This is a genomic window from Undibacterium sp. Ji42W, assembly GCF_049340405.1.
Lineage (GTDB): Bacteria > Pseudomonadota > Gammaproteobacteria > Burkholderiales > Burkholderiaceae_D > Undibacterium.
The window spans coordinates 39,811-64,079 of record NZ_JBMPOV010000004.1 but is presented as its reverse complement, the minus strand read 5'-3'; the positions used below and the strand labels follow the sequence as shown (position 1 = coordinate 64,079).

Here is a 24,269-nt window from a genome sequence, read left to right as displayed (position 1 = left end):
TTTAAAGCCGTGCTGCTTCGTATCCCGCTGTTTTTTTGTTATTCTTGAGGCGAGCTACGCTGGACATGCTGTTGCAGCATTTTACATTGTGTCCTGCAAGATTTATCTAAACGGAATAAGAATTTGCAGTCTTTTTTGTTTCTAAGAGTACAAATATATTCCGTCCAGTCTATTGTCATTATTCATATAAAACTATTATGTCAGATACTCCCCAGCAAGCACGGCCTGCAGCTAACCGTACCGTCTTTTTCGTCTCTGATGGTACTGGTATCACTGCGGAAACCTTCGGTCACTCGGTATTGACGCAATTTGACCTGAAATTCAAGCAAATTCGCCTGCCTTTTATCGATACGCTGGAAAAAGCCCACGAAGCCGTGCGCAAGATCAATGATGCCTATACGGCTGAAGGCAATCGCCCCATCGTCTTTTCCACACTGGTCAAAGCTGACCTCGCTGGCGTTGTTTTTAAATCCAAGGGCTTGCACATGGATTTGATACAAACCTTTGTGTCACCACTGGAACAGGAATTGGGTGTCAAATCCACCCACACCATAGGGCGCAGCCACAATATTACGGACTCTGAAGAATATAAAAACAGGATAGAAGCCATCAATTTCTCTTTGGCACATGATGATGGTCAATCCAACAAAAATTTATCGACGGCAGATGTGATACTGGTGGGCGTGTCGCGCTCAGGCAAAACCCCAACTACCTTGTATCTGGCCATGCAATATGGCATCAAGGCAGCAAACTATCCATTGATTCCTGATGATTTTGAACGCGGCAAGTTGCCATCGGCATTGCCTGAATTTAAAGGCAAGATTTTTGGCTTGAGCATTGCGCCTGAACGCCTGTCAGAAATTCGTAATGAACGTCGCCCCGGCAGTAAATATGCTTCACTGGAAAACTGCCGCTATGAAGTCAACGAGGCGGAACTGATGATGAAGCGCGAAGGCATACGCTGGCTGTCATCCACTGCAAAATCGATAGAAGAGATCTCAACCACGATTTTGCAGGAAATTAAGTCTGACGTACGGATTTACTGAGTTCTTACGTCCAATTGCTGCCGTACCTGCTCAAAAAAGCAGATGGCAGCACTGGCAGCCACATTCAGTGACTCTATCGCCGCTTGCTGGGGTATAGTCACTGTGCTGGTGGCCATGGACATCAACTCAGGTGAAACACCCTTTCCTTCATGACCAAACAGCCAGACTACTTCCTGGTTTAAATTGCTTTGATAAATAGTCTGCCTGGCATGAGAACTGGTGGCCAGCACTGGTATCGTGGCGTTACTCAGCAATGCTGACAAATCGACATTTTCAAAAATATTCAACAAAAAATGCGCCCCCATACCTGCACGCATGACTTTGGGTGACCAGGCAAATGCGGTACCAGGGCTACAGAATATATTTTGAATACCCGCCGCCGCCGCGCTGCGCAAGATGGAACCAAGATTGCCAGGGTCCTGCAAGTTGTCCAGCACGACAGAAGATGAAGCCAAGGCTGCTGGAAATTCAGGTGCAGGCGTAGTAATGATAAACATCACGCCTACCCCATGCTCGACCTGACTGAGCGCCTTGTACAGGGCATCTGGCAGGCAAATACATTGCGCTCTCTGTTGCTCGCTTTGTACCAACACTGCGGCCACCTCTGCATGATGGAGGCTGCTTTCAGCAACGATGCAATACTCTGGAGCACCAAGATGCTGAAAGTAGGCTTCGCACAGATGGACACCATCAAGCAAGGTGCGACCAGCCTTGCGCCGCGCCTGCGAACTGGTGGCAAGCTGCTTGAATTCCTTGTAGAGAGGATTGTCGCGGGAAGTAATCGATTTCATTTATTTAAGCAAGGCTTTCACTGGCGCATAAGATTTTCTGTGTATCGGTGACACACCATGCTCACGCAAACGCTCCAGATGCAAGGCTGTTGGATAGCCTTTATGCTGATCAAGCGCGTATTGAGGATAGGTTTCATGCAACTGCATCAAGACATGGTCTCGGGCGGTTTTTGCGAGTATGGATGCAGCCGATATCGCAGGCACCTTGTCATCACCCTTGACAATGGCTTCAGAAGCGATCGCCATTACAGGACAGCGATTGCCATCGATCAGTGCAAGTGTGGGCGTGATGGACAAACCTTCTACTGCACGGCGCATGGCCAGCATGGTGGCTTGCAGGATATTTAGGTCATCAATTTCCTGTTCAGAACATTCTGCAATGCACCAGGCCAAAGCGTGTTCCTTGATCTCTACCGCCAGCAATTCACGCTTTGCTTCGCTGAGTTTTTTTGAATCTCGCAAGCCTGCAATGGGGTGATTGGGGTCAAGGATCACAGCTGCTGCCATGACAGGGCCAGCCAATGGCCCCCTGCCCGCTTCATCCACACCGCAAATCACTTCATTTTCATAATCAAACAGAGATAAACCAGGTGTCAGGTCATGCATGGAAAAAAGCTTTCAGTGCTGCGGTGTCGAGATAGTAGTGGCAAATTCTTTGCTGATTCTGGCCTTCTTTTTGACCTACCAGGACGGGCACCAGCTCATCATACAAGGCCAGCACCTCATCATCCTGATCGACATCGACCACCTTGACGGTGAAGCCATATTCAGGGCTATAGGCTTGCAGTTGCTCAAGCATGTCATCGCAGAGATGACAATAACTGCGTGAATAAAGGGTAAATTGAATCATCATTTTTGCCTAAAGTGGTGGGTACGCCAAGAATACATGCGCATTCCCATGACTCCATTATAAGTCTACCCTATGAGACCTACAAAAGAAAAAGGCCACCCGCAATGCAGGTGGCCTTACTTTACTTGAAAAGTTTATTGATTGGTCGGACGTACTGCCACGAATTTAGACACATCACCGCGCTTGACCAATAACAAAAGAGGTTTCTTTTGATCAACTTTCGCCATCACAGCAGCGAATTCCTTGACATCCCTGATATCCGTGTTAAAGACACGCGTGATGATGTCACCAGCTTGCAGACCAGCACGGGCCGCACCACCTTCAGCGCTTTCCAGGATCACACCGCCATTGACATGGGCATCACGTTTCTGTGCTTCAGTAAGGTCAGTAATCGACAGTCCAAACACATTGGTAGCTGGCTCAACTTTTTGCTTGCCTGTTTTCACCGGAGCTTTTTCTGCATCGGCTTCAGCTACGGTAATGATGATATCTTTGGCACCACCTTTACGCCACACTGTCACGGTTGCTTTACCACCAGGTTTGATATCACCGACTACACGGTTCAAATCAACCGCCTTATCAATCACAGTGCCGTTAACCTTTTGAATCACATCCCCGACTTCGACACCTGCTTTTTCAGCCGGCGAGCCTGGCATGACGCGTTGTATCAGTGCGCCCTGTGCTTTTGCCAGACCCAGGCCTTCTGCCACTTCTTTCGGTACGTCGATACGCTCTACCCCCAGATAACCACGTACAACCTTGCCCGCAGACTTCAACTGCTCAACAACGCGCATGGCTTCATCAATCGGGATGGCGAATGAGATACCCATATAACCACCAGAACGGCTGTAAATTTGCGAGTTCACGCCTATCACCTCGCCACGCATATTAATCAGGGGGCCACCAGAGTTACCTGGGTTGACCGCCACATCAGTTTGTATCAATGGCAGGTAGTCGCCAGTGTCACGCGCCTTGGCAGAAATAATGCCCGCAGTCACGGTATTGTCGAGATCAAAAGGAGAACCGATGGCAATCACCCATTCACCCGCCTTGATCTTGTCTGAATCACCTATGGTAACGCGGGGTAATTTGCTGCCATCAATTTTCAAGACTGCTACATCAGTACGGCGGTCTGCGCCAACCACTTTAGCCTTGAATTCGCGCTTGTCTGTCAGCTTGACATAGACTTCGGAGGCTCCTTCAACCACATGCGCATTGGTCAATACATAGCCATCCTGAGAAATGATGAAGCCTGAACCTACGCCACGCGGTACTTCTTCCTCTTGTTGCTGAGGCGTCTGTTTGCGGCCTTTTGGAGTGGGCTGTTGTTTTGGCGTAGGCATAGGGGTACCAAAGAAACGGCGGAAAAATTCCTGCATCTGCTCATCTTCGGCACTACCGCCATTTTGTCCTGCCTGAACCTTTTCTGTAGTCCTGATATTCACGACAGCCGGGCCAGATTTCTCAACCAGCTCGGTAAAGTCAGGCAAGCCAACTGTGGCAGCGGCTTCTGCAACAGGAGTGGCATTGATTGCGGTCGGTGCAATAAAACCCACACAGGCACTCAAGACCAGGGTGGAAGCAATTTTTTCAATTGGAAAAAGTTTATTCGCTTTCATGGTGTCATTCGCTTATTTAGGTTTAAATTCAATTGAGTTCATTACTTGCCGGATTGCGGTGGCTGGCACTTCACCCACGACTGTAAGCCAGTATTCTGCATGGCGCTTGCCCATAATGGTCATGGCGCCTTGTTGCAAACTGCCTTCAGTACGGTTTTCACTATCCGGTTCAATAAAAACGGAAATCGCTGCCAGACCATCAGAAAAAATCATTTGCACTACCTGATGCGATTTGATCGCTTTTCCATCACTGTTTTTTGCATTGCCGGCAGCAGGAATCAGTCGCTTCATTTCGCGGGTTTTCTTGAAACCGGCTGGCAGGGATTTCACAACCCATCCTGAATGAATATTGGATTGCACCGTCAAATTTTCAACCTGCCACTGTGAAGTATTTTGAAAAGTAGGTCTTACCCTCTGCTTATCGATGTCGCCAATAGTCAACTGAGTAAAGGCGATTTGCTCTATGACTTCATTTTTGGTATTGACAGTTTGCGCACGCAGCAGCAGGCCAGAATTTTTTTCTACACAGAGTCGATAACCATAGCGAAAGCCATCACGAGGATCCAGCAAATACGTCTGGCATTCGATACCAGCTACTCGGCTGAGATCAGCTTTTTTTATTGCGTAAAAATCAGGGAGGGATTGCGCATTCGAGGTCAGCAAGGCGGGGAATACTTCTTGTGTCGCATTTTTCTCTATCTGCAAGGTTTTGCTTTCAGGCAGATAGCAGGTTACTTCTTCGTTTTTTCGCAAATATTCACGGGGTTGACCATCAAGAATTTCCAGTTTTTCCAGTTCATTATTCCCATCAAGAACATGGGTGATTCTGGAAGTTCTGATTTGATTGGCCTGCTGATAAACAAAGGTACCTGAATAATTCATTTTTTGTGCCGAAGACTGCATTTTACGCAACACACTATGCACTTCACGCTTATCGTCTACTGTGTCCTGTGCCATGGCTGGTGCCAATAACCCCAGCAGGCACGCGGACCCAACCAATGCGATATTAAAACGCCATACGCACATCATATTTATTTTTCCGAAGCAGATGAAACAGCGTTAGCGTGCGTAACGTATTGTGCTCCGTTATTGATGGCAGGAGAAAAACGCTGATGCGCCATCAGATAGCTGTCAATTCTGGGGTCGCGCAGCATATCCAGTTCTGCGACTTTTTTATCGCTGCCCTGTGCAAGCTGGGCAGGTTCCCTGGCCTGCTCATTTACTGCCATAGTATTAGCGTTCTGCTTGTTGGTATGATTGGCTAACTGCACACTACCCGGGTTTACCGCTCTGCTGCTGATCTGACTCGCAGCATCAGGCTTAGCCTGAAAGGACTGCAATTGCGGGATCATGATAAAAGCAAACACGGCAGCGGCTGCCATACTGGCCACGGCTGCATAAGCACCGAGAAACTTGTGTTTTCTTTGTTTGTCATGAGCATCTGTCTTTTGCATGGCTGTTGGTGCCAGGATGACGGGTTCGGCACTCAATTTTGCCGAAAACCGCTGAGAGAAATCAGCGCTGAAAGTGACTGCCAATTCCTCTGAGCGAAGCACATCGCCTATCTGATGATACATTTCCCATGCATCCTTGCTTTCTGCGTCATTTAAACTCGCAAGCAGGGAATCCAGCTGGGCATCACTCAATTCGCCATCTGCCATGGCTGAAATGCTCTCATGTTGATTTGTGCTTTTGTTCATCATTTTCACCTTTTACCACTATTTTTAAATTCGTTTGCACTACTTTTCATTTGGATACAGACTTTGACCCATGCTCTACCAGCGTTGTTCCAGTGTCGTCCCCAACAAGGGGCGCAATTTCTCTGCTATCGCCTCTCGCGCCCTGAATATTCTGCTTCTGACTGTCCCTATCGGACATAGCATGACTTCCGCAATTTCATCGTAGCTCAAGCCTTCTATCTCCCGCAGGGTGATTGCATTACGCAATTCTTCCGGCAAGGTGGACATGGCCGAATTCACGGTCTCAGCTATCTGTTTGCTCGCCAGTAAGGATTCCGGCGTATTAATATCTCTTAGTCCATCTGCATCAACAAAGGACTCTGCTTCATCCACATCAGATTCTGTTGATGTGGGAGCCCTGCGCCCTTGCGTGACCAAATGATTTTTCGCTGTATTTACCCCGATACGGTATAACCAGGTATAAAAAGCTGATTCACCACGAAAATTCGGTAATGCCCTGTACGCCTTGATAAATGCTTCCTGCACCACATCTTCCGCTTCGGCGTGGTCATAGACGAGCCGGGACACGAGCCGCATTAATTTCCTTTGATATTTGGAAACCAGAAGCTCGAATGCTTTTTTGTCACCACGCTGGACGCGCTCAACCAATAGCTGATCAATTTCGCGTTCTGTCGTCACTCATTCATTCCTAGATTTGCATGGGAAGAGAAACGCCCACCCCAAATGCATGTTATTACCGTCAACATACGCGATTTATATACTGTCAGAGTCCGCATCATTCCTAAAAGTTCCTCGGCAGAAGTAAAATTCATGTTACATCGTCTGATGTTGACTAATCCATATCAAGCTCACTCTTAATGCCCGGAATGCAGCAGGACTTAATGAGTCTGGCAGTATAAGCAACTTATGTTCCTTGCCAGCTTCATCAAGTAAAAAAATTGATAAAAAGTATGGCCAAATACGACTTTTGTGACTTAAACGCACATTCAACCCCTTTAGTGCCCTTACTTCCCTCATCTGCATATCTTTTTGCATCTCTGGCTGGGGCAGCAAATACAAAATCATTTCACCCATTGCAGAAATACTCAATTGCCGGATTTGTTGGATACCCTGCCAATATCTGAAAACAAGGCAGTAGCTGCAGCAAAATGAACTAGCGACAATCAAGCAAATAAAAACCAGCGACATTGCCTTGTAGCTCAATAGAAGCCATATACTCATATGCACCAATGCCAGCATGCAAAAGCATGCCATTAGTAGCCTGCGTGAAGCCCGGGTAGTTATATGGAGCGCTATCGTCATGGCAAAAAAAATGGCACTTCATTTCGCTTGAAATGAAGTGCCAAGGCTAATTTTTAAAAAATCAGACTTTTGCAAATATCAGCGTGCCATTCGTTCCACCAAAACCGAACGAATTTTTCATCGCATAATCTATTTGCATATCACGCGCAACATTTGCGCAATAATCGAGATCACATGCCGGATCCTGATTAATGATATTCATGGTCGGTGGTGAAACCTGGTTATGCAGGGCAAGAACCGTGAACAGGGATTCGAGTCCACCAGCACCGCCCAACAAATGCCCAGTCATCGATTTGGTCGAATTAATGGTCATTTTGTATGCGTGATCAGCAAAGGTTGCCTTGATTGCGTCCGTTTCGTTCTGATCACCAATTGATGTAGAGGTGCCATGCGCATTCAGGTAACTGATTTGCTCAGGGTTAATCTCCGCATCTTTCATGGCATTGATCATACTGCGGCGTGGGCCATCCATGGTCGGTGTCGTGATGTGATAAGCATCACCACTCATGCCAAAGCCAATGACTTCGGCATAAATCTTGGCACCACGCGCTTTGGCATGTTCATATTCTTCCAGGACCATAACACCTGCGCCCTCACCGAGAACAAAACCGTCACGGTCTTTATCCCACGGACGAGAGGCCGTAGCAGGATCGTCATTTCTGGTTGAAAGCGCTCTTGCCGAAGCAAAACCACCCAGACCCAGAGGAGAAATCGTTGATTCGGCACCACCGGCAATCATCACGTCAGCATCGCCGTATTCAATCATGCGGGACGCAGAACCTATGCAATGCAAACCTGTCGTGCAAGCCGTGACGATGGACAGATTAGGGCCCTTTAAACCATACTTGATCGACAGATTGCCAGAAATCATATTGATGATCGAGGCCGGAACAAAGAAAGGGCTGATACGGCGTGGTCCACGCGCAATCAAGGTTTCCTTGGTCTCTTCTATCAATGGCAAACCGCCAATACCTGAGCCTACGATGACGCCAATACGCTCTGCATTTTCTTCGGTGACGACAAGACCAGAGTCTTGAAACGCCTGCATCCCTGCGGCAATGCCGTAGTGAATAAAGGTGTCCATATTGCGCGCTTCTTTTGCCGGAATATAATCCTCGACATTGAAGCCCTTCACCTCACCTGCAAAATGCGTCGTGAAAGGAGTTGCATCAAATTTGGTAATCGTTGCGATGCCGGATTTACCTGAAGTGATGGCACTCCAGGCATCTGCAACATTATTGCCGACTGGCGAAATACAACCGAGCCCGGTTACAACGACTCGACGTTTAAGCGAACGACTCAAGCGCTTCTCCTGGATTTGAAAAAATTCGACTAATTAAGCCTTCAGATGGGCTTTAGCGTAGTCAATCGCTTGTTGAACAGTAGTGATTTTCTCAGCTTGTTCGTCAGGGATTTCCATTTCGAATTCGTCTTCGAGTGCCATCACCAGTTCAACGGTGTCCAAAGAGTCTGCACCCAAATCATCTACGAAAGAAGATTCGATTTTGATGTCAGCTTCAGCGACGCCCAGTTGTTCAGCGACGATTTTCTTAACGCGTTGTTCGATATCGGACATGTGTGTCTCCAGTGAAAAAATCAAAAAAATAAGGGCCTACAGAAAGGTGCGCGCATTTTAGCAGGTTTGTGAGCAAAAAAAGCAAGCCTCTGATCCCCGGCAACAACTCCTGCTATTTTCGTCGAAGTTGCCTATAAAAATCAACAAAATGATTAGGCCAGGTACATCCCGCCATTCACATGCAATGTCGTTCCCGTGATATACCCAGCGTCTGGCGATGCCAAAAACACTGTTGCTGCGGCAATATCTTCCGGACGACCGAGTTTGGCGAGTGGAATTTGCTGCAAAATGGCCGCTTTTTGGTCTTCATTCAAGGCTCTGGTCATGTCAGTATCGATAAAACCAGGAGCAATACAGTTAACCGTAATATTGCGGCTGCCTATTTCCCTTGCCAATGCACGGCTCATGCCTGCCACACCGGCCTTGGCAGCAGCATAGTTCATTTGCCCGGGGTTACCAGAAGAGCCCACTACAGAAGTAATATTGATGATACGGCCATGCTTGGCCTTCATCATGCCACGCAACACAGCGCGCGATAAGCGTGCGACCGAAGTCAGATTGGTAGTGATAACGCTATCCCATTCCTCTTCCTTCATGCGCATGGCCAATTGATCCTGGGTAATGCCGGCGTTATTGACCAAAATGGACAAGCTGCCAAATTCTTTCTGGATTTCATCGACGAGGCCAGCAGTACGCTCTATGTCATTGACATTGAAAGCCACGCCCTTGCCTGAGCCCGGCGCCAATTCTTCCAGATAAGCAGTAATTGCCGCTGCGCCAGATTCCGTCGTCGCAGTACCTACAACTTTAGCGCCTGCCTTGGCCAGGCCAATAGCGATTGCCTTGCCTATGCCGCGGGATGCACCAGTAACCAGTGCCACTTGATTTTCTAATTGTTGAGTCATTTCAAGAGCTCCAATACTTTTTCCAAACTTGCCTGATCAAATACAGTGTCGCCGGTCAATTCTGACTGAATACGCTTGGTCAGGCCGGTCAAAACCTTGCCCGGACCGCACTCAATCACATGTGTGATGCCATCGGTATGCATCTTGTTAATGGTTTCTACCCAGCGTACGGGACTGGCCGCCTGCCTGACCAGCGCATCCTTGATCGCTGCCACATCATTCACAATGGCAACATCGACATTATTAATCAATGGAATTGCTGGCGCAGAAAATGGGATGGCTGCCAGATAGTCACGCAACTTGTCTGATGCAGGCTTGAGCAAGGATGAATGAAAAGGAGCGGACACTGACAAAGGCAAGGCGCGCTTGGCACCTTTTGCTTTGGCAATCTCGCAAGCACGATCCACCGCAGCTTTACTGCCGGCAATGACCACTTGTGCTGGCGCATTGAAATTTACTGCCTCAACTACTTCACCTGGCACTGCGGCCATTGCCTCAGCACAGGCTGCCAGTACATCCTCGTCCGACAAACCCAGAATGGCAGCCATGCCACCCTGCCCTACGGGCACAGCATCTTGCATGGCTTGCGCACGAAAGCGCACCATAGGCACGGCGTCTTTAAACGCAATAACGCCAGCTGCGACCAGGGCAGAATATTCACCCAGACTGTGACCAGCCACCAGTTTGGGTGCAGCACCACCTGCGGCGACCCAGGCACGGTAACAAGCTACGGCTGCCGTCAGCATGACAGGCTGGGTATTGGTAGTCAGGTCCAGCGCTTCTTTGGGACCTTCATTAATCATCTTGCCCAAATCCAGTTGCAGCGCATCAGATGCTTCAGCAATGGTTTGTTGCACGACAGGATTATCAGCAAAGCCATTCAACATGCCTATCGCTTGCGAACCCTGCCCAGGAAATACAAATGCAAATTGCGTCATTTCTTATCTCTAATGTTTATTATTGATTGCTTAATTCTTTTTGCGGAAAATTTACATCTTGACGATGGCCGCACCCCAGGTGAAGCCACCACCCACGCCTTCCAGCATCACCGTATGGCCAGGCTTGACCCTGCCATCGCGCACAGCCAGATCCAGAGCTAGTGGTATCGAAGCTGCAGAAGTATTGCCATGCTGATCGACGGTAACCACCACTCTATCCATAGGCATGCGCATTTTTTTTGCCGTGCTTTGCATGATGCGTATGTTTGCCTGATGCGGTATCAGCCAGTCGATCTGATCTGTAGTCAGGCCAGCGATTTCCAGCGCTTCGTTGGCGACCTTTTCCAGCAAATTAACTGCCAGCTTAAAGACGGCCTGTCCATCCATATACAAAAATGCACTGCCTTCAACTACGCCACTCTGGACATTGCCTGGCACGCATAAAATATTGGCATAGCTGCCATCCGCATGCAATTTGGTCGCCAGGACACCAGGCTCTTCTGAACGGGACATGATGATCGCACCAGCGCCATCACCAAACAAAACGCAAGTAGTACGATCTTCAAAATTCAGGATGCGGGAGAATACCTCAGCACCAATCACCAGTACGTTTTTATGGTTGCCAGCCTTGATCATGCTGTCAGCGATGGACATGGCATACATGAAGCCGCTGCACACTGCCTGCACATCAACTGCGGCCGCACCATTGGTGATGCCCAGCTTGTTTTGCACTACGCACGCAGTACTGGGGAAGCCGCCGAGAAAATCAGGGGTGGAAGTAGCCAGCACGATCAGATCAATATCGTTGGCCTGCATGTTGGCGGCATCCAACGCACGCTTTGCAGCTTCCACCGCCATATCACTGGTTGCAACAGAAGGTTCAGCATAGTGACGGAAGGAAATCCCGCTACGGGAAAATATCCATTCATCCGAAGTTTCTATGCCTTTCGCCGCCAGTTGATCAGTTAATTCCTGATTACTTACTTTTTTGGGAGGCAGGTAACTGCCTGTACCTATAATTTTGCTATAGAAAGTCATGCGGTTTTCTGTACCAAGAGTTCATTATTGTCTGGAGCAACTACTTCAGCATCTGCCATCGGCATCAATTTTGCCATTGAAGTTGCAATGCGTGACAATACATCATTTTTAGCGGCATCGAATGCGCGCTGTATCGCCCACTCATAACTATACTTGTCTGCACTGCCATGGCTTTTAAATACCAAGCCACGCAAGCCCAACAAACTGCCGCCATTGTAGTTGGAGGGGTTCATGGTACGCGAGATGGATTTCAAAGCGCCCCGGGCAAAAATAGCACCTAACATATTTAGGGGATTGCTCTTGAAAGCGGCTGTCAAGGTAATTTTTACAAATCTCCCCATACCCTCAGCTGCTTTCAGGGTGACGTTACCGACAAAGCCATCGCAAACGACGATATCGGTCGTTCCTTCAAAAATATCATTGCCTTCGACATTGCCATAAAAATTCAGCAAACCGCGCTCATGGTCGGCACGTAATAATTGCGCTGTTTTTTTGACGACATCATTGCCTTTGATATCTTCTTCACCTACATTCAATAAACCTATGCTGGGCTTTTCCTTGCCTTCCAGCGCAGATACCAGGGCAGAACCCATGATGGCAAACTGATGCAGGTGCAGAGGCTCGCAATCTACATTTGCGCCCAAATCCAGCATATAGGTAGGAAGATTTTTCTGATTCGGCAAGATACTACAAATTGCAGGCCTATCGACCCCAGGCATGGTTTTCAATACATAGCGGGAAACCGCCATCAACGCACCCGTATTGCCCGCAGAAACGCAGGCCTGGGCAGTGCCTTCCTTAACTTGGTTGATAGCGACGCGCATAGAGGAATCTTTCTTGCGGCGCAAGGCAACTTCTATTGGGTCATCCATCTCCACCACTTCTGTGGCATTGATAATTTTTAAGCGTGTATGTGCACCGGCATGTAGCTTCTTCAGCTCGGCCTGAATGATAGATTCAGAGCCCACCAGGAGAAATTCGACATCAGGTTCGCGATTGGCAAAAGCAACGGCTGCTGCCACTGTAACTGCCGGACCATGATCTCCGCCCATGCAGTCTATGGAAATTTTAATTGTCATGTAGTGATACGAAACTTCAATCTGAAACAATGAGTGTATCAAACCGGAACAGACATCATCCCGAATTAATTTTTTCAAAAGCAGGATTATCTCAAAAATTCAAAGACTCACCGACAACAATTCAATCAAAAAAGTAAATTAAGGACTCACTTGATTCTGCAAGAATGCAATAGCCATGCAGCAGACAAGTTATTTCAGAATGTTAACGCAAAAAAGCGGCGCCAAGTCAGGGACTCGTCACGCCGCTTCTTTACCAGGAACAGAGATTACTCGTCGTTCTTGGTTTTCAATACTTTACGACCACGGTAAAAGCCGTTAGGGCTGATGTGGTGACGCAGATGTGTTTCACCAGTTGTTGGCTCGATACCCAGTTGCGGTGCAACCAGAAAATCGTGGGAACGGTGCATGCCACGCTTGGATGGGGATTTTTTATTTTGCTGAACTGCCATGATAACTCCTAATACTTCAAAAAAATGTTTCTAAAATTTAACACGCCTGGTTGAAGAATGCGAACATCGCCAACCAAGAATCCCTAACAATACTTCGACCTGAGTGTTTTTTCAGAATAATGCCACTAGGTACGCCCATTAATTTTCTTCAGCACGGCAAAAGGTGAAGCTTTTTTACCGACTTCCGCGTCAATCGCTGCAGTAGTATCTGCTGAAGCCAACGGTAGATCCGGGCATACTGCATGTTTGGGCGATTGGGGTATTGCCAGTAGCGCCTCATCCTCTATCAAATCCATGACATTGAATGTTTTGCTACCTACTACAACATCGATCTCGTCATCTTCGAGCAATGCATCAATTTCATCTGCATTTTCTTCGTTTTTGGCAAGTATCAATTTGGATTCAGAGTCAATATCAAATGCAAACGGTGTCAAACAACGCTGACACATCAACTGTACCGAACCATTCACAGACAATTTCAACTGCGCATGGCCCAGCTTGTCATTTCCACCCTGCAGAGACCAGTTCAACTCACCTTCGGTGTTTGCACTTTCTTCTGACAGGCGAGGTAAATCTGCGACTAAAATGCTTCCCGAACGCTGCTCTTCGAGCCGGGAGAACGTGAAAGCGTCAATCACAAATGCTTGCATAGGATTATTTGAACCCAGAAAACCTGCGATAATAACAGGATTACACCTAAGTAGTCAAAGAATTGGCGCGATTTTTTAACGCCACAGCTATGAAAATCATAGAAAATGTTTTCACAATGCAAATAAATAAGCAGCAAAGCAAGTTGATACTTGCATCAAGCTCAGTTTACCGCCGTGAATTGCTGGCAAGATTGCAATTCAAGTTCGAAAGTATAGCACCTGAACTCGACGAAAGCCCTCAGTCTGGTGAAAGCCCGGAACAAACCGCCCTTCGCCTGGCACAACAAAAGGCTGAAGCGATAGCAAAAAATCAGCCAGAAGCCATTATCATAGGCTCAGACCAGGTCGCAACGCTAGACGGCCTGCAAATTGGCAAGCCTGGCAATCATGATGCAGCTTTAAAACAATTGCAGCTCATGCGCGGGCGTAAAGTGGCATTCCACACAGCTTTGTGTGTTTTAGATAACCGTCAACACGCACCAGTCCCTGTACAAATTCAGGATATCTGTACGAAGGTCAGGTTCAGGAATTTAAGCGATGCAGAACTGAATGCTTATTTACGCATAGAACAGCCATATGATTGCGCAGGCAGCGCCAAGAATGAAGGTCTGGGCATCGCTATCATAGAAAGTATCCAAAGTGATGACCCTACAGCGCTGACTGGCCTGCCACTTATTGCATTGACCGGTATGTTGCGCAATACCGGTCTGAGCTTCTTCAATCTTTGAACTTATCGCTTTATCCATTTCATAAAATAAAAAATTGAACCCATGACAGGCACGCTTTATTTAATCCCCAATACCCTGGGTCTGAACGAAGATCAGCAAGCTAATTTACTTGCCAGCATCATCCCTGATACCGTTCAAAAAATGACAGCAGAACTCAGCCATTTTGTCGCTGAAAATGCCAAAACCACGCGCGCTTATTTGAAATACCTGTCGCAGGCACATCCTCTGCAAAAAGCCATGCAGGAAATCCAAATCAACGAGTTGAATATCAACACGCCTGCGCAAGCACTGGAAGGCCTGTTGCAACCCCTACTACAAGGTCATGACGTGGGCTTGATATCTGAGGCTGGTGTGCCCGCCGTTGCTGACCCTGGTGCCAACCTGGTCAGGCTCGCTCACCAGCGCAATATCAAGGTGCGCCCTCTGGTTGGCCCTTCCTCGCTACTGCTGGCTTTGATGGGCAGTGGCCTGAACGGGCAAAGCTTTGCTTTTCATGGTTATTTGCCGACAGATGCCGCGCTGCGGGCAAAACGCATTAAAGAACTCGAAGAAAGATCAAAAAAAGAGAAGCAAACGCAATTACTGATAGAAACCCCTTACCGCAATGCAGCCATGCTGGAAGCACTGAGCAATCACTGCAATCCAGGCACCCTGATATGCGTGGCAACAGATTTGAGCCTTGACACCGAATCATTGCAAACAAAAACTGCTGCCGAATGGAAAAACACTTTGAGCAAGCAACAAGGCCCTGATTTCCATAAAAAACCGACAGTTTTCTTATTCTTGAGCAATTAAAAAGCGCACGACCGGTCGATTTTTTCTATTTGCGCTAAGATGTCTTTTTCTGGAGGAATGCACATGCTGAATTTTGATTTTTATAACCCGACACAAATTCTGTTTGGCAAAGGGCGCATAGCCGATCTGAACAAGGCCATCCCGGCTGAAGCCCATGTGCTGATGCTGTATGGTGGTGGCAGCATCAAACAAAATGGTGTTTACGATGAAGTCATCGCCGCACTTGGCACACGCCAGGTGACGGAATTTACTGGCATAGAACCAAATCCCAGCTATGAAACCCTGATGAAGGCTGTCGAACTCACCAAGCAAAACAAGATAGATTTTTTGCTTGCAGTTGGCGGCGGCTCTGTGATCGATGGCACCAAATTCATCGCCGCTGCAGCCTTGTTTGAAGGCGATGATCCCTGGGTCATCATGGAAAAACGTGGCAGTAATGTGACCAAGGCCATGCCATTTGGCAGCGTACTGACTTTGCCGGCGACTGGTTCTGAAATGAATAATGGCGGCGTCGTCACCCGCAAATCGATCAAGGCAAAAATGGCTTTCTCCAGCCGCCATTGTTTCCCGCAATTCTCCGTCCTGGATCCAACCAAGACCTTCACCCTGCCAGTACGCCAGATAGGCAATGGCGCAGTTGATGCCTTTGTTCATATCATGGAACAGTACCTGACCTACCCAGTGAATTCACCAGTACAGGACAGATTTGCCGAAGGTCTATTGCTGACTTTGATAGAAGAAGGCCCTAAAGCCCTGGCGGATCCAGAAGATTACGACGTGCGCGCCAATCTCATGTGGTGTGCCACCATGGCCCTGAACGGCCTGATCTCGACTGGCGTGCCGCAAGATTGGGCCACGCATATGATAGGTCATGAACTGACAGCCCTGCATAATATCGATCACGCCCAAACCTTGGCTATCGTGCTGCCTAGCATGTTACGGGTGCGAAAGGAAGGTAAACGGGCAAAGCTGCTGCAATTTGCCGAGCGAGTCTGGGGCTTGCACGATGGAGATGAAGACAACCGCATAGAAACTGCCATCAGCCGCATGCAAGATTACTTTGAGCAAATGGGTGTCAAAACCCGTCTCAGCGATTATCAACTCGGTAGCGACGACATTGCACCTATCTTGTCAGCACTGGAAACCCATCGTATGGTCAGCCTGGGTGAGAAACGTGATGTGACGCTGGATGTCAGCCGTCAGGTATTGGAATTGAGTTTATAACGTGCATACATGGGATTTGCCATCTTTTGAAATGAAAGGATGGCAAATCCCGGCAAATGCTACCGTTACGTTTTAACAACATCACCTTCTGCGATTTTTGAAATTTTCATCACAGACCCTTCCTTCCTATCCCATCCCTCAAGCAATATCTGCTGCACTGCAACTCACTAACAAGTCAGCCTCCACCTCATATTCCGCCTGGGGCTCAACGCCATTGCACGCATCCCAAAGTTTGCATCACAGCAATCAAAAAGATTGTTTTTTCTTATATCTACGCACAAAAAATGACATATTGATTACGGAAAACTAGAGGTCACCTTCTAGAAAAAACAGTAATGCCGCCGTTTTCGTCCATGTTAAAACGCTAATTCGCTGAAATTATTTAATTTCCAATATCTGCACATGCCAGCGGCTGCTTCCGGTTTCGCTCTGTAGAGGGCGGGAGTTTGTCATGGCAATCATTTCAGCGGTCTGAGTTTCGCTCCTTTTCACAAATCAAACCTGAAGGACGTTCCATGAAATCCGTTTTTAAACTGGCTGCTGTCACCGCCTTGCTCTGTTGTTTCACCCCTGCACATGCTTTCCTGCAAGAGACCCATCGCCGTATCGCTATTGATGCCGTCAACTTCATGAAAAACAACCCTGACAAAACCAATTACAAAGCACTGGCAAGTGGCCTCGCGCGCGCAGGTATTACCGTGGATCAGTTCGCCACGGCCATGGGCCAGGGTGCCTATGATGTTGATGATTTTGCCGATACTTACATTTGCGGTGCAGTGACCGGCGATTGCCAGTTGGCACCCATCTGGGGCGCAGCACAAAGTATCGTCAAATATACTTCTTACTGGCATTTCCAAAACCATACCGCTGGCCCTGATGTGCATGGCAATCCATTTGGTGGCTATAACTATGCCAAACTTACTGTCGCTGGCGATGTGGATAATCTGGCAGCGTCCTGGCTGGTCGGCGATTATCTTGATGACGGTCCTGGCGGCATGAAGGGCTGGTTTGGTGACAATAGCAAGTACAACACTTACGGCGTCACCGAAGCGCATTACCGTCTGGGCGGCTACTCCACACCCAGTCAGTATGCTGATTTTGAAAAAATCCCATTCCAGCCCATAGACAACCTGGCGCAATACTGGTTCCAGCAGTTTCTGGGCAGCCCCAGCCTGCAAAGTCTGGGGTTTGTCATGCATTCCACCGACTTGTTGCAGCCTCATCATACCTGGACTACATCAGCCCGCAATCATTCAGGTTGGGAGCAATGGGTCAGTAGCTATTACGATAGCCAACAACTGAATGACCCAGCTCTGGTTGCTGCAGCGATGGCTGACTTCACTCCTTTGGCTGCAAATGCGACTGACATACGTCAGTTGCTGACACAGGGTGGCACATATTCTTACCAAAACGGCGGCATCGTGCTCTCCTCCACCGACCAGAATGACCGCGTCCGCGTTGGTCGCCTTGTAGTGCCGCACGCCATTGCCATGATGGTTCATGTATTGAACCGCGCTGCCAACCGTCTCAATAGCTGAGGTTACTATGTACAGACCAGGTCATAGCCTGCAATGGAGTATACGCATTACAGGCTGCTGCCTGTCTGTCCTGTGTCTGACAATGTCTGCCGCCGCCGTGGCGGTAGATATTGCCCCAGCGACGAAACTGAATCAACTAACACTGCAGCCCGAGCTGGCCGCACATCTCAATGGCGCGCCGGTTTACAGGCTGACACTGGATGTGCTTACCCAGATGGCCAAATTGGAGAAACCCAAAACCAGAAGCACTGATATCCTTGACAACATCATCAATAATCGTCTGCTCACTGAAAAAACGCGTAGCCAGTTTTCTGATGAAGAACTGCAAGCGTCCCGCCGGGTAGCCTTTGAACCTGATGTGGTGCTGGACAATCAGCTAAGCGGTTATTTGCGCACCGTTTATCGCAAGGATCTGGAAATCTCCATCAGCAAGGTTCCGGGTGCCAAGCTAGATGCACTGATTCAGGAGCAGGGCAAGCTGGGAGAAGATGAACTGAACAGTGTTTTTGGTGCCAGGAACAGAGTGATACTCGACTATACCCTGGGCACAGCCCAACAGGCTGCCGCCGCACAAGTGACCGTACTGCGCTACAACTTTGCAGCCGCCACCACCATCAGCCTTTATGATGTATTCCGCCGCCAGAATGTACAAGGGCGAGTAGAATTTTTTAGCCGCAACCGTGACTTCATCCGTCAGCAAGCCCAGCTTTATCTGGCCAACCTGTATGTGCTTGACTGGGCGCGACTGCGTTTTGGCGATGCGGCACTCAAAGATTTACGGCAGGCAGTTGAGGAGCAAAATTCGGTCAGAGCTATCAAGAGTCTGCATGGTATAGGCGCTGATACCGATTCAGAAAGCCGGCTTTTAAACCAGCTCGCTGCTGAGGTAAGACCAAAAGAAGTGTCAGCCTATTTTCGCAGCCATAAGGAAGAATTTAAACGTATTGTTTCTGTCAGATCGCGCCACATCCGCCTCGACAATGAAGCACAGGCAAGGCAGGTAGCCGAACTGGCGCGCCAAGGCAACAATTTTGCCAGTCTGGCACAGCAATATTCCACCGCAGTCGATGCCCGGGAAGGTGGCGACATGGGCATGATTGTTCACAGCGGGCAATTGTCCTGGCTGGAGCAACTGGCTTACATGCAGGAGCCTGGCAAAGTGTCCGCCCCCATTCGCGCCGCGGTTGCACCTGATGAAAAAGCCCACTGGGAAATCGTTCTGGTGGAACAACGCAATGTAGGCTACCAAGACCCAGGCTCAGAAGAGGTACGTTATCAAGCCAGCCGGGCGCTAGCGCAGGAAAAAGCGATCAGCCAGCTATCTGTTCTGCAAATACAATTACGTAAAAGCGCAAGAATTGACGTTAACAAAACCGTACTGGCAAATTAATTGAAATTGTGAGGCAATGTATTCATGAACAAAGACATACTCATTACAATGACCATCCTTGCAGCTGCAACAGTGATGATCTTGCAATTTTGGCCGCAAGCTGAAGATAGCCAAGTCAGTCGCCCAGGAGCAGTGTCTACATCCAGCGCCATTACAACCGGAAAACCTGGACAGATGCGAACATCTTCCTGGCCCCCACCATTTCCTGAATCGATAGAGGAGAGAAAATTCGTTCCACTACTGCCCACCGGGCCTGAGCTTTCTGCGGCCCAGAGCCTGGTAGCAACCCGCGATGGCGATCCGCGCACGCCACCCATCCAGCATGAGGAACCGATGCCGGAAACACCTACGGCAGCCGAGCTTGCCGACGCCAAGACTTACCAGCAATATGAAAACAGGCAAAATAGCCGCCTGTATGCGGCTTATGTGAAAGCTGCAGATGAGGAAATACCACGCCTGCGTGAAGCAATAATCCGGGCACGCGATATGGGCATTCCGGCAGCAGATATTGCAAAGGGCGAAGAGAAACTACGCCGCATCACTGCCATGCAAAGTCAAATGCTTGCAGAGCATCCGGACCTGCAAAATACCTCAACTGCCAAGGCAGGTCAGAAATGAAGTATTAAATTCAAACCGAAAAATATCGACCTGATACGGTATCTTGTCAGGCCCGAAATGATCCAGAAGCATGCCGGATTAAATTGCAGCCAGAACTTAATCCGGCATCAGGATTTATTTCTTGACTGTTTTTTGAATATGACAATTCGCATCCAGGAAACGCATGGCCCCGGTGTAATTGGTATCCCAATCATCCATTAAATAATTACCTGCTTCTTCGACGAAATTATTCCAGTCTTCCAGCAAGCCTTCCTGCTTTTCGTGAGGTGCTGCTGTTTTAATCCAGTCTGTGGCCAGTTCAGGATTAAATCCTTCATCACGGAATTTTTTGACCAGGCTTTTTGCCGTTTTTTCTGGCAAGGTCGTTTTTGGTGTAATGCCACCGACAATACAGACAAACAAAGTCAGCAAGGAATCGATGTCGGTTTTACCCTTGGTCAATTTCGTCCACTCCTTGGACACCAGGGCATCGTATTCAGAAGTATCTTCGACTTCATGGTCGCGCAAATAATAGCGATCCTTGAGTTCATACACCAACTTGTCGAGAGAGGCAGATTTATCTTGCAGACGCGGCAGATCATGGGATTTGATTTCACCCAGCACGCGCTCAACGATGGCATGAAATTTTTCTGGGATATCAGCCAGATCAATCGCGGACAAAGATTTTTTCAACTTTGCCACAGTATATGTGCGGATAGCGTCGATCAGGCTGGCGAACTCCACCTGGTTTTGCAGTGTAGCCTCAGGCTTACCAAACATCTGCAGCAACAAGGCAGTGCGAACTACAGATACGGCCTCGACATCTTCTTCTTTCAGGTAACTGGCAGACAAGCCCAGTTCCTCGCCAAACCAGTAGCCAGCCTCGATTTCCAACGCATTCATTTGCCGGTGTTCCAGAGTATTCCTGTACTCAATCGGTTTTTCCTTGAGTGACCAGGCTTCCAGAAAATCCTCGACCTTCCCTTTGGCCTCGTGCCCTAGCAAGGCATATTCAGGCATGGCAAACAAAGCCTTTAGCAAACCTGAGCCACCACGAGACAAAGTCAGAAAGGTATTGTCACGTATCATCTTGGCGGCCAACTCCAAATCACCTTTGGTGGTCTCGATCAGATACAAACTGGTCAGGTTAACGATACGTTTGCGTGCCGCTTCAATTTCAGGGCGCAGGTATTTACTGCCGAAAGCATCCGCTATCTGCACCATACCTTTTGGGGCTTCGGCCTCAATAGCAGCAATCTTGGCTGTAGGGATAATTGCCTTTTGCACGCCATAGCGTAACGCTAATTCAAAATAAGGGCGATTATCAAGCAGGGCAATTTCAAAAGTATTTTCAGGCATAAATACCAGAATAGAGGCAGGCTATGGAATTGAAAGGCAGGCAGAAAAACTCCTGCCTGCCACACGCATCAAAATAACATCAAACAAATAACATCAAGGATTACAAGGCAGACTCTTCGTCATCATCCTTGTCGTCGCCATCATCATTGTTTTTTGGACGTTCTTCCTGCTCTTCTTCAGCAATCCCCTCGCCACCTTCCAATAATTCATCTTGCGCCAGGCTTGCTTGATAAGCTTTGTAACGTGCACGCAATTTCATCAGCACTTCGCGGAAAATTTCTGGCAATTCATAACGAAGTATGTAAGTCACCTGCATCCAGTCATGATCTTCCAGATTTGCCATATCCAGCGGTGACGCCAGGCTCTCGGTGTCGCGCGTCAGATTCAACAAATCATCATCCAGCGCCTGGGTTTTGTTGTCGTCGCCGTACTCATACAAGTCAAAGGTCGCATAGCGGTAGAAATGCTCTACCATTTGCGCCCTGTCGAGCAGGTAATCGACAAGCGCATCATAACCGCCATCCACTTCTGCGATTTCATACAAAAATTCTGCCGGATCAGCACCTTCACGGAAAATGACGGAATTGACCATGCCACGCAATTGCTCATGAGTCTGGTCGCCATAGCGACGCTCCAGCACCACGGCCTGGGCAAATTGCTCAGGCGTGACCAGCAGGTTGACCAAAGACTCTTTGGATGCATCGTATTCACGGATAATTGCCAGCAGATCTTTGGCTGGAAATTCATCCAAGGCGGCTACCAGTGCTTTGTCGCCTTCAGTTTCGGCAAGATTGGCAAGGGCGTGTTCAGCACCGGCGATATCTCCGGCCTTGACCAGGCTTTGGGCTTCGATTAATGCAGGATAATTCATCTGTACTCCTTATTCTTTACGGTCAAAACCTTGCTCAGCCAACCAGTCTGCACCGGCTTCGCCCAGATCATAATCATCACCATCATCACCGTCATCGCGACCATGCCTGCCGTACCGGCCATCAAGATCGCCATGTTCTTTCAGTTCTTCATTTTCCTCGTTGGCTTCTTTATCTTCATCCTCGTCAGCACCGGCAGTATCACTGGCACCAGCTTTACGTGTGACATTGCTACGATTCAGATATTCCAGCGCTGCAGCCGTCACCAGGAAAGTTTCACCATCAGGGTCTTTCAAGACGATGCGGCTCAAGGGTTCCGCCCATGGCTCCAGCTTGACTGCAGCCGATACAGTTTTCCATGAAGGGAAGTTGCCTGCTTCTTTGGTAATCAATGATTCCATGATTAGCGGGTTCATAAAAATAAAGCCCTCATGAAAAGCCACTGCCAACATTTCAGGGTTGCTCGCCATCATGGGAAGCAACATAGGCAATTGTTCGGCCTTTTCGCGCAATCTGGCCTTGAGCACATTCTTGCCCTCGGAATCGGACTTCAAATCCTCCAATTCAGCTTTGTAGAGCGGAATAATATCTTCGAAAAAACGCGACAATTTCACTGCAGTACTCCTGATAAATAATTTTTCCAGATTTCGGTCGCTGTCTCTATAGGAGAATCCAGCAAATTGCGCCTGCGATTTTCGTCGTAGGCAGTACGCGCTGCTTCATCCGACAAAATATCGTAAGCTTCTTTGACCGCATGGAATTTTTCCGGTGCCAGCTCAGAATCATTCCTGTCTGGATGAAACTCTGCCGCCTTTTGACGAAACGCCTTCTTGACGTCTGCCAGACTGGCATTGGTAGCGATACCGAGAATAAAGTAATAGTCTTTCATACACACCTTTGGCTTGCACTAGGACTTGAATTGATACTGCAGATCAGCAGCGAAGAACAAGAGGAACCACTTGCATGGCTTCCCCTCTGCAGGAGCAAGCCAGAATCAGCTACTCCTGTAAATGCGTCTTAATGGTGATGACCGTGTTCGCCATGCACATGACCGTGCACCACTTCTTCATCAGTGGCTGCACGTACTTCCAGCACTTCTGCATCGAAACGTATGGTCATGCCAGCCAGGGGATGGTTGCCATCGACAGTGACCACGCCTGCATCGATTGCAGTAACGCGGAACTGCATGGTTTCACCAGTTTCTGGCTCCCGTGTTTCAAACATCATGCCAACGTCGATATCAGGTGGGAAAGCGCTGATATCTTCTTCACGCACGAACTCTGGGTCAAATTCACCAAAGCCATCTTCGGGAGCCAACGTCACAGAGACTTTGTCACCTACGGTTTTGCCATCCAGCGCTGCTTCAACTGCTGGCAAAATGTTATCATATCCGCCATGCAAATAAACGATGGGCTGCTGATTCTGGTCTATGACCTCGCCCTCAGCACTGAACATGGTGTAATTCAAAGTGACAGCGGTATTTTGTGTAATTTGCATGACAAATAAATAGAGTAATTGCGCATTATTGCGACAAGGTTGAAATGAGTAACCCAGATATCCAAATATATATAGCCTACAAGCACCCATTTCAATAGGCTAACCGCGTATTGTAGCAGAGCTGCCCTCTATTTACTGAGTTTGCTGTCCTTATAGTCCTGTCTTGCCTGTTCGAAACGCTCTTTGGTCAATGCCTCGTCACGGTCGCCAAAGGCATAATTTGCTTCCAGCCACATGACATTGATAATCCCAAAAGCCAGCGCCAGGCCTATACCCAGTATCCAGTTGAAATACCACATGATTTAATCCTTTTTAGCTATTTTTTTCAG

29 protein-coding genes are annotated in these 24,269 nt (G+C 48.3%); 7 read left to right on the top strand and 22 right to left on the bottom strand.

The annotated features are described in order from the left end of the window. Window positions 1-197: 197 nt before the first annotated feature. Entirely contained in the window at window positions 198-1,046 is an 849-nt protein-coding gene (gene ppsR, locus ACO0LG_RS09640; RefSeq protein ID WP_422949846.1) for a posphoenolpyruvate synthetase regulatory kinase/phosphorylase PpsR, read from the top strand. On the opposite strand, the gene ACO0LG_RS09635 is transcribed toward ppsR, so the two are convergent. The 16 genes from ACO0LG_RS09635 to ACO0LG_RS09560 all read right to left on the bottom strand — a co-directional run bounded on the left by ACO0LG_RS09635 (window position 1,040) and on the right by ACO0LG_RS09560 (window position 13,943). Continuing rightward, the gene (locus ACO0LG_RS09635) at window positions 1,040-1,837 is read right to left on the bottom strand and encodes a TrmH family RNA methyltransferase (protein ID WP_423025715.1); all 798 of its coding nucleotides are present in this window, start codon (window positions 1,835-1,837) and stop codon (window positions 1,040-1,042) included. The genes ppsR and ACO0LG_RS09635 overlap by 7 nt on opposite strands. Further along, window positions 1,838-2,443 (bottom strand): ribonuclease HII, encoded by a 606-nt coding sequence (gene rnhB, locus ACO0LG_RS09630; protein ID WP_423025713.1) that lies wholly within the window; start codon window positions 2,441-2,443, stop codon window positions 1,838-1,840. It abuts the gene before it with no gap. Further along, on the bottom strand, window positions 2,436-2,687 hold the full coding sequence (locus ACO0LG_RS09625) for a glutaredoxin family protein (protein WP_423025711.1): 252 nt from the start codon (window positions 2,685-2,687) through the stop codon (window positions 2,436-2,438). Before ACO0LG_RS09625 ends, rnhB begins: the two co-directional genes overlap by 8 nt. A 134-nt stretch (window positions 2,688-2,821) precedes the next feature. Next, entirely contained in the window at window positions 2,822-4,306 is a 1,485-nt protein-coding gene (locus ACO0LG_RS09620) for a DegQ family serine endoprotease (protein ID WP_423025709.1), read from the bottom strand. Between the two features lie 12 nt (window positions 4,307-4,318). Then, window positions 4,319-5,335: a MucB/RseB C-terminal domain-containing protein gene (locus ACO0LG_RS09615; RefSeq protein WP_423025707.1), complete on the bottom strand. Its 1,017-nt coding sequence runs from the start codon at window positions 5,333-5,335 to the stop codon at window positions 4,319-4,321. Between the two features lie 2 nt (window positions 5,336-5,337). After that, window positions 5,338-6,006 (bottom strand): sigma-E factor negative regulatory protein, encoded by a 669-nt coding sequence (locus ACO0LG_RS09610; RefSeq protein WP_423025705.1) that lies wholly within the window; start codon window positions 6,004-6,006, stop codon window positions 5,338-5,340. A gap of 75 nt (window positions 6,007-6,081) precedes the next feature. Next, on the bottom strand, window positions 6,082-6,684 hold the full coding sequence (rpoE, locus tag ACO0LG_RS09605) for an RNA polymerase sigma factor RpoE (RefSeq protein ID WP_162041316.1): 603 nt from the start codon (window positions 6,682-6,684) through the stop codon (window positions 6,082-6,084). A 135-nt stretch (window positions 6,685-6,819) separates the two neighbouring features. Further along, window positions 6,820-7,308: a protein YgfX gene (locus ACO0LG_RS09600; RefSeq protein WP_423025702.1), complete on the bottom strand. Its 489-nt coding sequence runs from the start codon at window positions 7,306-7,308 to the stop codon at window positions 6,820-6,822. 61 nt (window positions 7,309-7,369) lie between these two features. Then, window positions 7,370-8,611 (bottom strand): beta-ketoacyl-ACP synthase II, encoded by a 1,242-nt coding sequence (gene fabF / locus ACO0LG_RS09595; RefSeq protein ID WP_423025700.1) that lies wholly within the window; start codon window positions 8,609-8,611, stop codon window positions 7,370-7,372. A 33-nt stretch (window positions 8,612-8,644) separates the two neighbouring features. Beyond that, entirely contained in the window at window positions 8,645-8,884 is a 240-nt protein-coding gene (acpP, locus tag ACO0LG_RS09590) for an acyl carrier protein (RefSeq protein ID WP_110253556.1), read from the bottom strand. 152 nt (window positions 8,885-9,036) lie between these two features. After that, entirely contained in the window at window positions 9,037-9,789 is a 753-nt protein-coding gene (gene fabG, locus ACO0LG_RS09585; RefSeq protein WP_423025698.1) for a 3-oxoacyl-ACP reductase FabG, read from the bottom strand. Continuing rightward, the gene (gene fabD, locus ACO0LG_RS09580; RefSeq protein WP_423025696.1) at window positions 9,786-10,727 is read right to left on the bottom strand and encodes an ACP S-malonyltransferase; all 942 of its coding nucleotides are present in this window, start codon (window positions 10,725-10,727) and stop codon (window positions 9,786-9,788) included. The genes fabG and fabD overlap by 4 nt, the downstream gene beginning before the upstream one ends. A 51-nt stretch (window positions 10,728-10,778) precedes the next feature. Further along, the gene (locus ACO0LG_RS09575; protein WP_423025694.1) at window positions 10,779-11,765 is read right to left on the bottom strand and encodes a beta-ketoacyl-ACP synthase III; all 987 of its coding nucleotides are present in this window, start codon (window positions 11,763-11,765) and stop codon (window positions 10,779-10,781) included. Further along, complete coding sequence (plsX, locus tag ACO0LG_RS09570; RefSeq protein WP_423025692.1) at window positions 11,762-12,844, bottom strand: phosphate acyltransferase PlsX; 1,083 nt, start codon at window positions 12,842-12,844, stop codon at window positions 11,762-11,764. The genes ACO0LG_RS09575 and plsX overlap by 4 nt, the downstream gene beginning before the upstream one ends. 266 nt (window positions 12,845-13,110) lie before the next feature. Continuing rightward, the gene (gene rpmF, locus ACO0LG_RS09565) at window positions 13,111-13,293 is read right to left on the bottom strand and encodes a 50S ribosomal protein L32 (RefSeq protein ID WP_008449924.1); all 183 of its coding nucleotides are present in this window, start codon (window positions 13,291-13,293) and stop codon (window positions 13,111-13,113) included. A 125-nt stretch (window positions 13,294-13,418) separates the two neighbouring features. Then, window positions 13,419-13,943: a YceD family protein gene (locus ACO0LG_RS09560; RefSeq protein WP_423025690.1), complete on the bottom strand. Its 525-nt coding sequence runs from the start codon at window positions 13,941-13,943 to the stop codon at window positions 13,419-13,421. Between the two features lie 116 nt (window positions 13,944-14,059). Between ACO0LG_RS09560 and ACO0LG_RS09555 the strand changes: the two genes are divergently transcribed. The 6 genes from ACO0LG_RS09555 (at window position 14,060) to ACO0LG_RS09530 (ending at window position 20,236) form a co-directional block, all read left to right on the top strand. After that, window positions 14,060-14,671, top strand: a complete 612-nt coding sequence (locus tag ACO0LG_RS09555) for a Maf-like protein (protein WP_423025688.1) — start codon at window positions 14,060-14,062, stop codon at window positions 14,669-14,671. A gap of 42 nt (window positions 14,672-14,713) precedes the next feature. Further along, window positions 14,714-15,466: an SAM-dependent methyltransferase gene (locus ACO0LG_RS09550; RefSeq protein WP_423025686.1), complete on the top strand. Its 753-nt coding sequence runs from the start codon at window positions 14,714-14,716 to the stop codon at window positions 15,464-15,466. A 63-nt stretch (window positions 15,467-15,529) separates the two neighbouring features. Next, window positions 15,530-16,690, top strand: coding sequence for an iron-containing alcohol dehydrogenase (locus ACO0LG_RS09545; RefSeq protein WP_423025684.1), 1,161 nt, complete (start codon window positions 15,530-15,532; stop codon window positions 16,688-16,690). A 515-nt stretch (window positions 16,691-17,205) separates the two neighbouring features. After that, a complete protein-coding gene (locus tag ACO0LG_RS09540; protein ID WP_423025682.1) occupies window positions 17,206-18,228 on the top strand; it encodes a phospholipase in 1,023 nt (340 codons plus the stop codon). A 7-nt stretch (window positions 18,229-18,235) separates the two neighbouring features. Then, window positions 18,236-19,618 carry a peptidylprolyl isomerase gene (locus ACO0LG_RS09535; RefSeq protein WP_423025680.1) on the top strand — a complete coding sequence of 461 codons (1,383 nt, stop codon included), beginning with the start codon at window positions 18,236-18,238 and terminating at the stop codon, window positions 19,616-19,618. 174 nt (window positions 19,619-19,792) lie between these two features. After that, window positions 19,793-20,236, top strand: a complete 444-nt coding sequence (locus ACO0LG_RS09530; protein ID WP_423025678.1) for a hypothetical protein — start codon at window positions 19,793-19,795, stop codon at window positions 20,234-20,236. A gap of 114 nt (window positions 20,237-20,350) precedes the next feature. Here ACO0LG_RS09530 and ACO0LG_RS09525 read toward each other — a convergent pair whose 3' ends face one another. The 6 genes from ACO0LG_RS09525 to cydX form a co-directional block, all read right to left on the bottom strand. Then, window positions 20,351-21,574 carry a hypothetical protein gene (locus ACO0LG_RS09525; protein ID WP_423025676.1) on the bottom strand — a complete coding sequence of 408 codons (1,224 nt, stop codon included), beginning with the start codon at window positions 21,572-21,574 and terminating at the stop codon, window positions 20,351-20,353. A gap of 100 nt (window positions 21,575-21,674) precedes the next feature. Continuing rightward, window positions 21,675-22,445, bottom strand: coding sequence for a hypothetical protein (locus ACO0LG_RS09520; RefSeq protein WP_423025674.1), 771 nt, complete (start codon window positions 22,443-22,445; stop codon window positions 21,675-21,677). 9 nt (window positions 22,446-22,454) lie between these two features. Continuing rightward, a complete protein-coding gene (locus ACO0LG_RS09515) occupies window positions 22,455-23,057 on the bottom strand; it encodes a hypothetical protein (RefSeq protein WP_423025672.1) in 603 nt (200 codons plus the stop codon). Further along, the gene (locus ACO0LG_RS09510) at window positions 23,054-23,332 is read right to left on the bottom strand and encodes a DnaJ domain-containing protein (RefSeq protein ID WP_110253570.1); all 279 of its coding nucleotides are present in this window, start codon (window positions 23,330-23,332) and stop codon (window positions 23,054-23,056) included. The genes ACO0LG_RS09515 and ACO0LG_RS09510 overlap by 4 nt, the downstream gene beginning before the upstream one ends. Window positions 23,333-23,460: 128 nt before the next feature. After that, on the bottom strand, window positions 23,461-23,940 hold the full coding sequence (locus ACO0LG_RS09505; protein ID WP_423025670.1) for an FKBP-type peptidyl-prolyl cis-trans isomerase: 480 nt from the start codon (window positions 23,938-23,940) through the stop codon (window positions 23,461-23,463). Window positions 23,941-24,068: 128 nt separating this feature from the next. Further along, a complete protein-coding gene (gene cydX / locus ACO0LG_RS09500; protein WP_423025668.1) occupies window positions 24,069-24,239 on the bottom strand; it encodes a cytochrome bd-I oxidase subunit CydX in 171 nt (56 codons plus the stop codon). Window positions 24,240-24,269: the final 30 nt, after the last annotated feature.

Excerpts from the sequence above, each read along its gene's own strand:
- ACO0LG_RS09510 (WP_110253570.1), bottom strand. The coding sequence starts at position 23,332 with ATGAAAGACTATTACTTTATTCTCGGTATCGCTACCAATGCCAGTCTG.
- ACO0LG_RS09560 (WP_423025690.1), bottom strand. The coding sequence starts at position 13,943 with ATGCAAGCATTTGTGATTGACGCTTTCACGTTCTCCCGGCTCGAAGAG.
- ACO0LG_RS09525 (WP_423025676.1), bottom strand. The coding sequence starts at position 21,574 with ATGCCTGAAAATACTTTTGAAATTGCCCTGCTTGATAATCGCCCTTAT.
- ACO0LG_RS09620 (WP_423025709.1), bottom strand. The coding sequence starts at position 4,306 with ATGAAAGCGAATAAACTTTTTCCAATTGAAAAAATTGCTTCCACCCTG.
- fabD (WP_423025696.1), bottom strand. The coding sequence starts at position 10,727 with ATGACGCAATTTGCATTTGTATTTCCTGGGCAGGGTTCGCAAGCGATA.
- ACO0LG_RS09535 (WP_423025680.1), top strand. The coding sequence starts at position 18,236 with ATGTACAGACCAGGTCATAGCCTGCAATGGAGTATACGCATTACAGGC.
- ACO0LG_RS09615 (WP_423025707.1), bottom strand. The coding sequence starts at position 5,335 with ATGATGTGCGTATGGCGTTTTAATATCGCATTGGTTGGGTCCGCGTGC.
- ACO0LG_RS09555 (WP_423025688.1), top strand. The coding sequence starts at position 14,060 with ATGCAAATAAATAAGCAGCAAAGCAAGTTGATACTTGCATCAAGCTCA.
- ACO0LG_RS09545 (WP_423025684.1), top strand. The coding sequence starts at position 15,530 with ATGCTGAATTTTGATTTTTATAACCCGACACAAATTCTGTTTGGCAAA.
- plsX (WP_423025692.1), bottom strand. The coding sequence starts at position 12,844 with ATGACAATTAAAATTTCCATAGACTGCATGGGCGGAGATCATGGTCCG.
- ACO0LG_RS09600 (WP_423025702.1), bottom strand. The coding sequence starts at position 7,308 with ATGACGATAGCGCTCCATATAACTACCCGGGCTTCACGCAGGCTACTA.
- cydX (WP_423025668.1), bottom strand. The coding sequence starts at position 24,239 with ATGTGGTATTTCAACTGGATACTGGGTATAGGCCTGGCGCTGGCTTTT.
- ACO0LG_RS09550 (WP_423025686.1), top strand. The coding sequence starts at position 14,714 with ATGACAGGCACGCTTTATTTAATCCCCAATACCCTGGGTCTGAACGAA.
- ACO0LG_RS09540 (WP_423025682.1), top strand. The coding sequence starts at position 17,206 with ATGAAATCCGTTTTTAAACTGGCTGCTGTCACCGCCTTGCTCTGTTGT.
- rpmF (WP_008449924.1), bottom strand. The coding sequence starts at position 13,293 with ATGGCAGTTCAGCAAAATAAAAAATCCCCATCCAAGCGTGGCATGCAC.
- ACO0LG_RS09530 (WP_423025678.1), top strand. The coding sequence starts at position 19,793 with ATGCGAACATCTTCCTGGCCCCCACCATTTCCTGAATCGATAGAGGAG.
- rnhB (WP_423025713.1), bottom strand. The coding sequence starts at position 2,443 with ATGCATGACCTGACACCTGGTTTATCTCTGTTTGATTATGAAAATGAA.
- ACO0LG_RS09625 (WP_423025711.1), bottom strand. The coding sequence starts at position 2,687 with ATGATTCAATTTACCCTTTATTCACGCAGTTATTGTCATCTCTGCGAT.
- ACO0LG_RS09575 (WP_423025694.1), bottom strand. The coding sequence starts at position 11,765 with ATGACTTTCTATAGCAAAATTATAGGTACAGGCAGTTACCTGCCTCCC.
- fabG (WP_423025698.1), bottom strand. The coding sequence starts at position 9,789 with ATGACTCAACAATTAGAAAATCAAGTGGCACTGGTTACTGGTGCATCC.
- ACO0LG_RS09635 (WP_423025715.1), bottom strand. The coding sequence starts at position 1,837 with ATGAAATCGATTACTTCCCGCGACAATCCTCTCTACAAGGAATTCAAG.
- ACO0LG_RS09520 (WP_423025674.1), bottom strand. The coding sequence starts at position 22,445 with ATGAATTATCCTGCATTAATCGAAGCCCAAAGCCTGGTCAAGGCCGGA.
- ACO0LG_RS09610 (WP_423025705.1), bottom strand. The coding sequence starts at position 6,006 with ATGAACAAAAGCACAAATCAACATGAGAGCATTTCAGCCATGGCAGAT.
- ACO0LG_RS09505 (WP_423025670.1), bottom strand. The coding sequence starts at position 23,940 with ATGCAAATTACACAAAATACCGCTGTCACTTTGAATTACACCATGTTC.
- ppsR (WP_422949846.1), top strand. The coding sequence starts at position 198 with ATGTCAGATACTCCCCAGCAAGCACGGCCTGCAGCTAACCGTACCGTC.
- acpP (WP_110253556.1), bottom strand. The coding sequence starts at position 8,884 with ATGTCCGATATCGAACAACGCGTTAAGAAAATCGTCGCTGAACAACTG.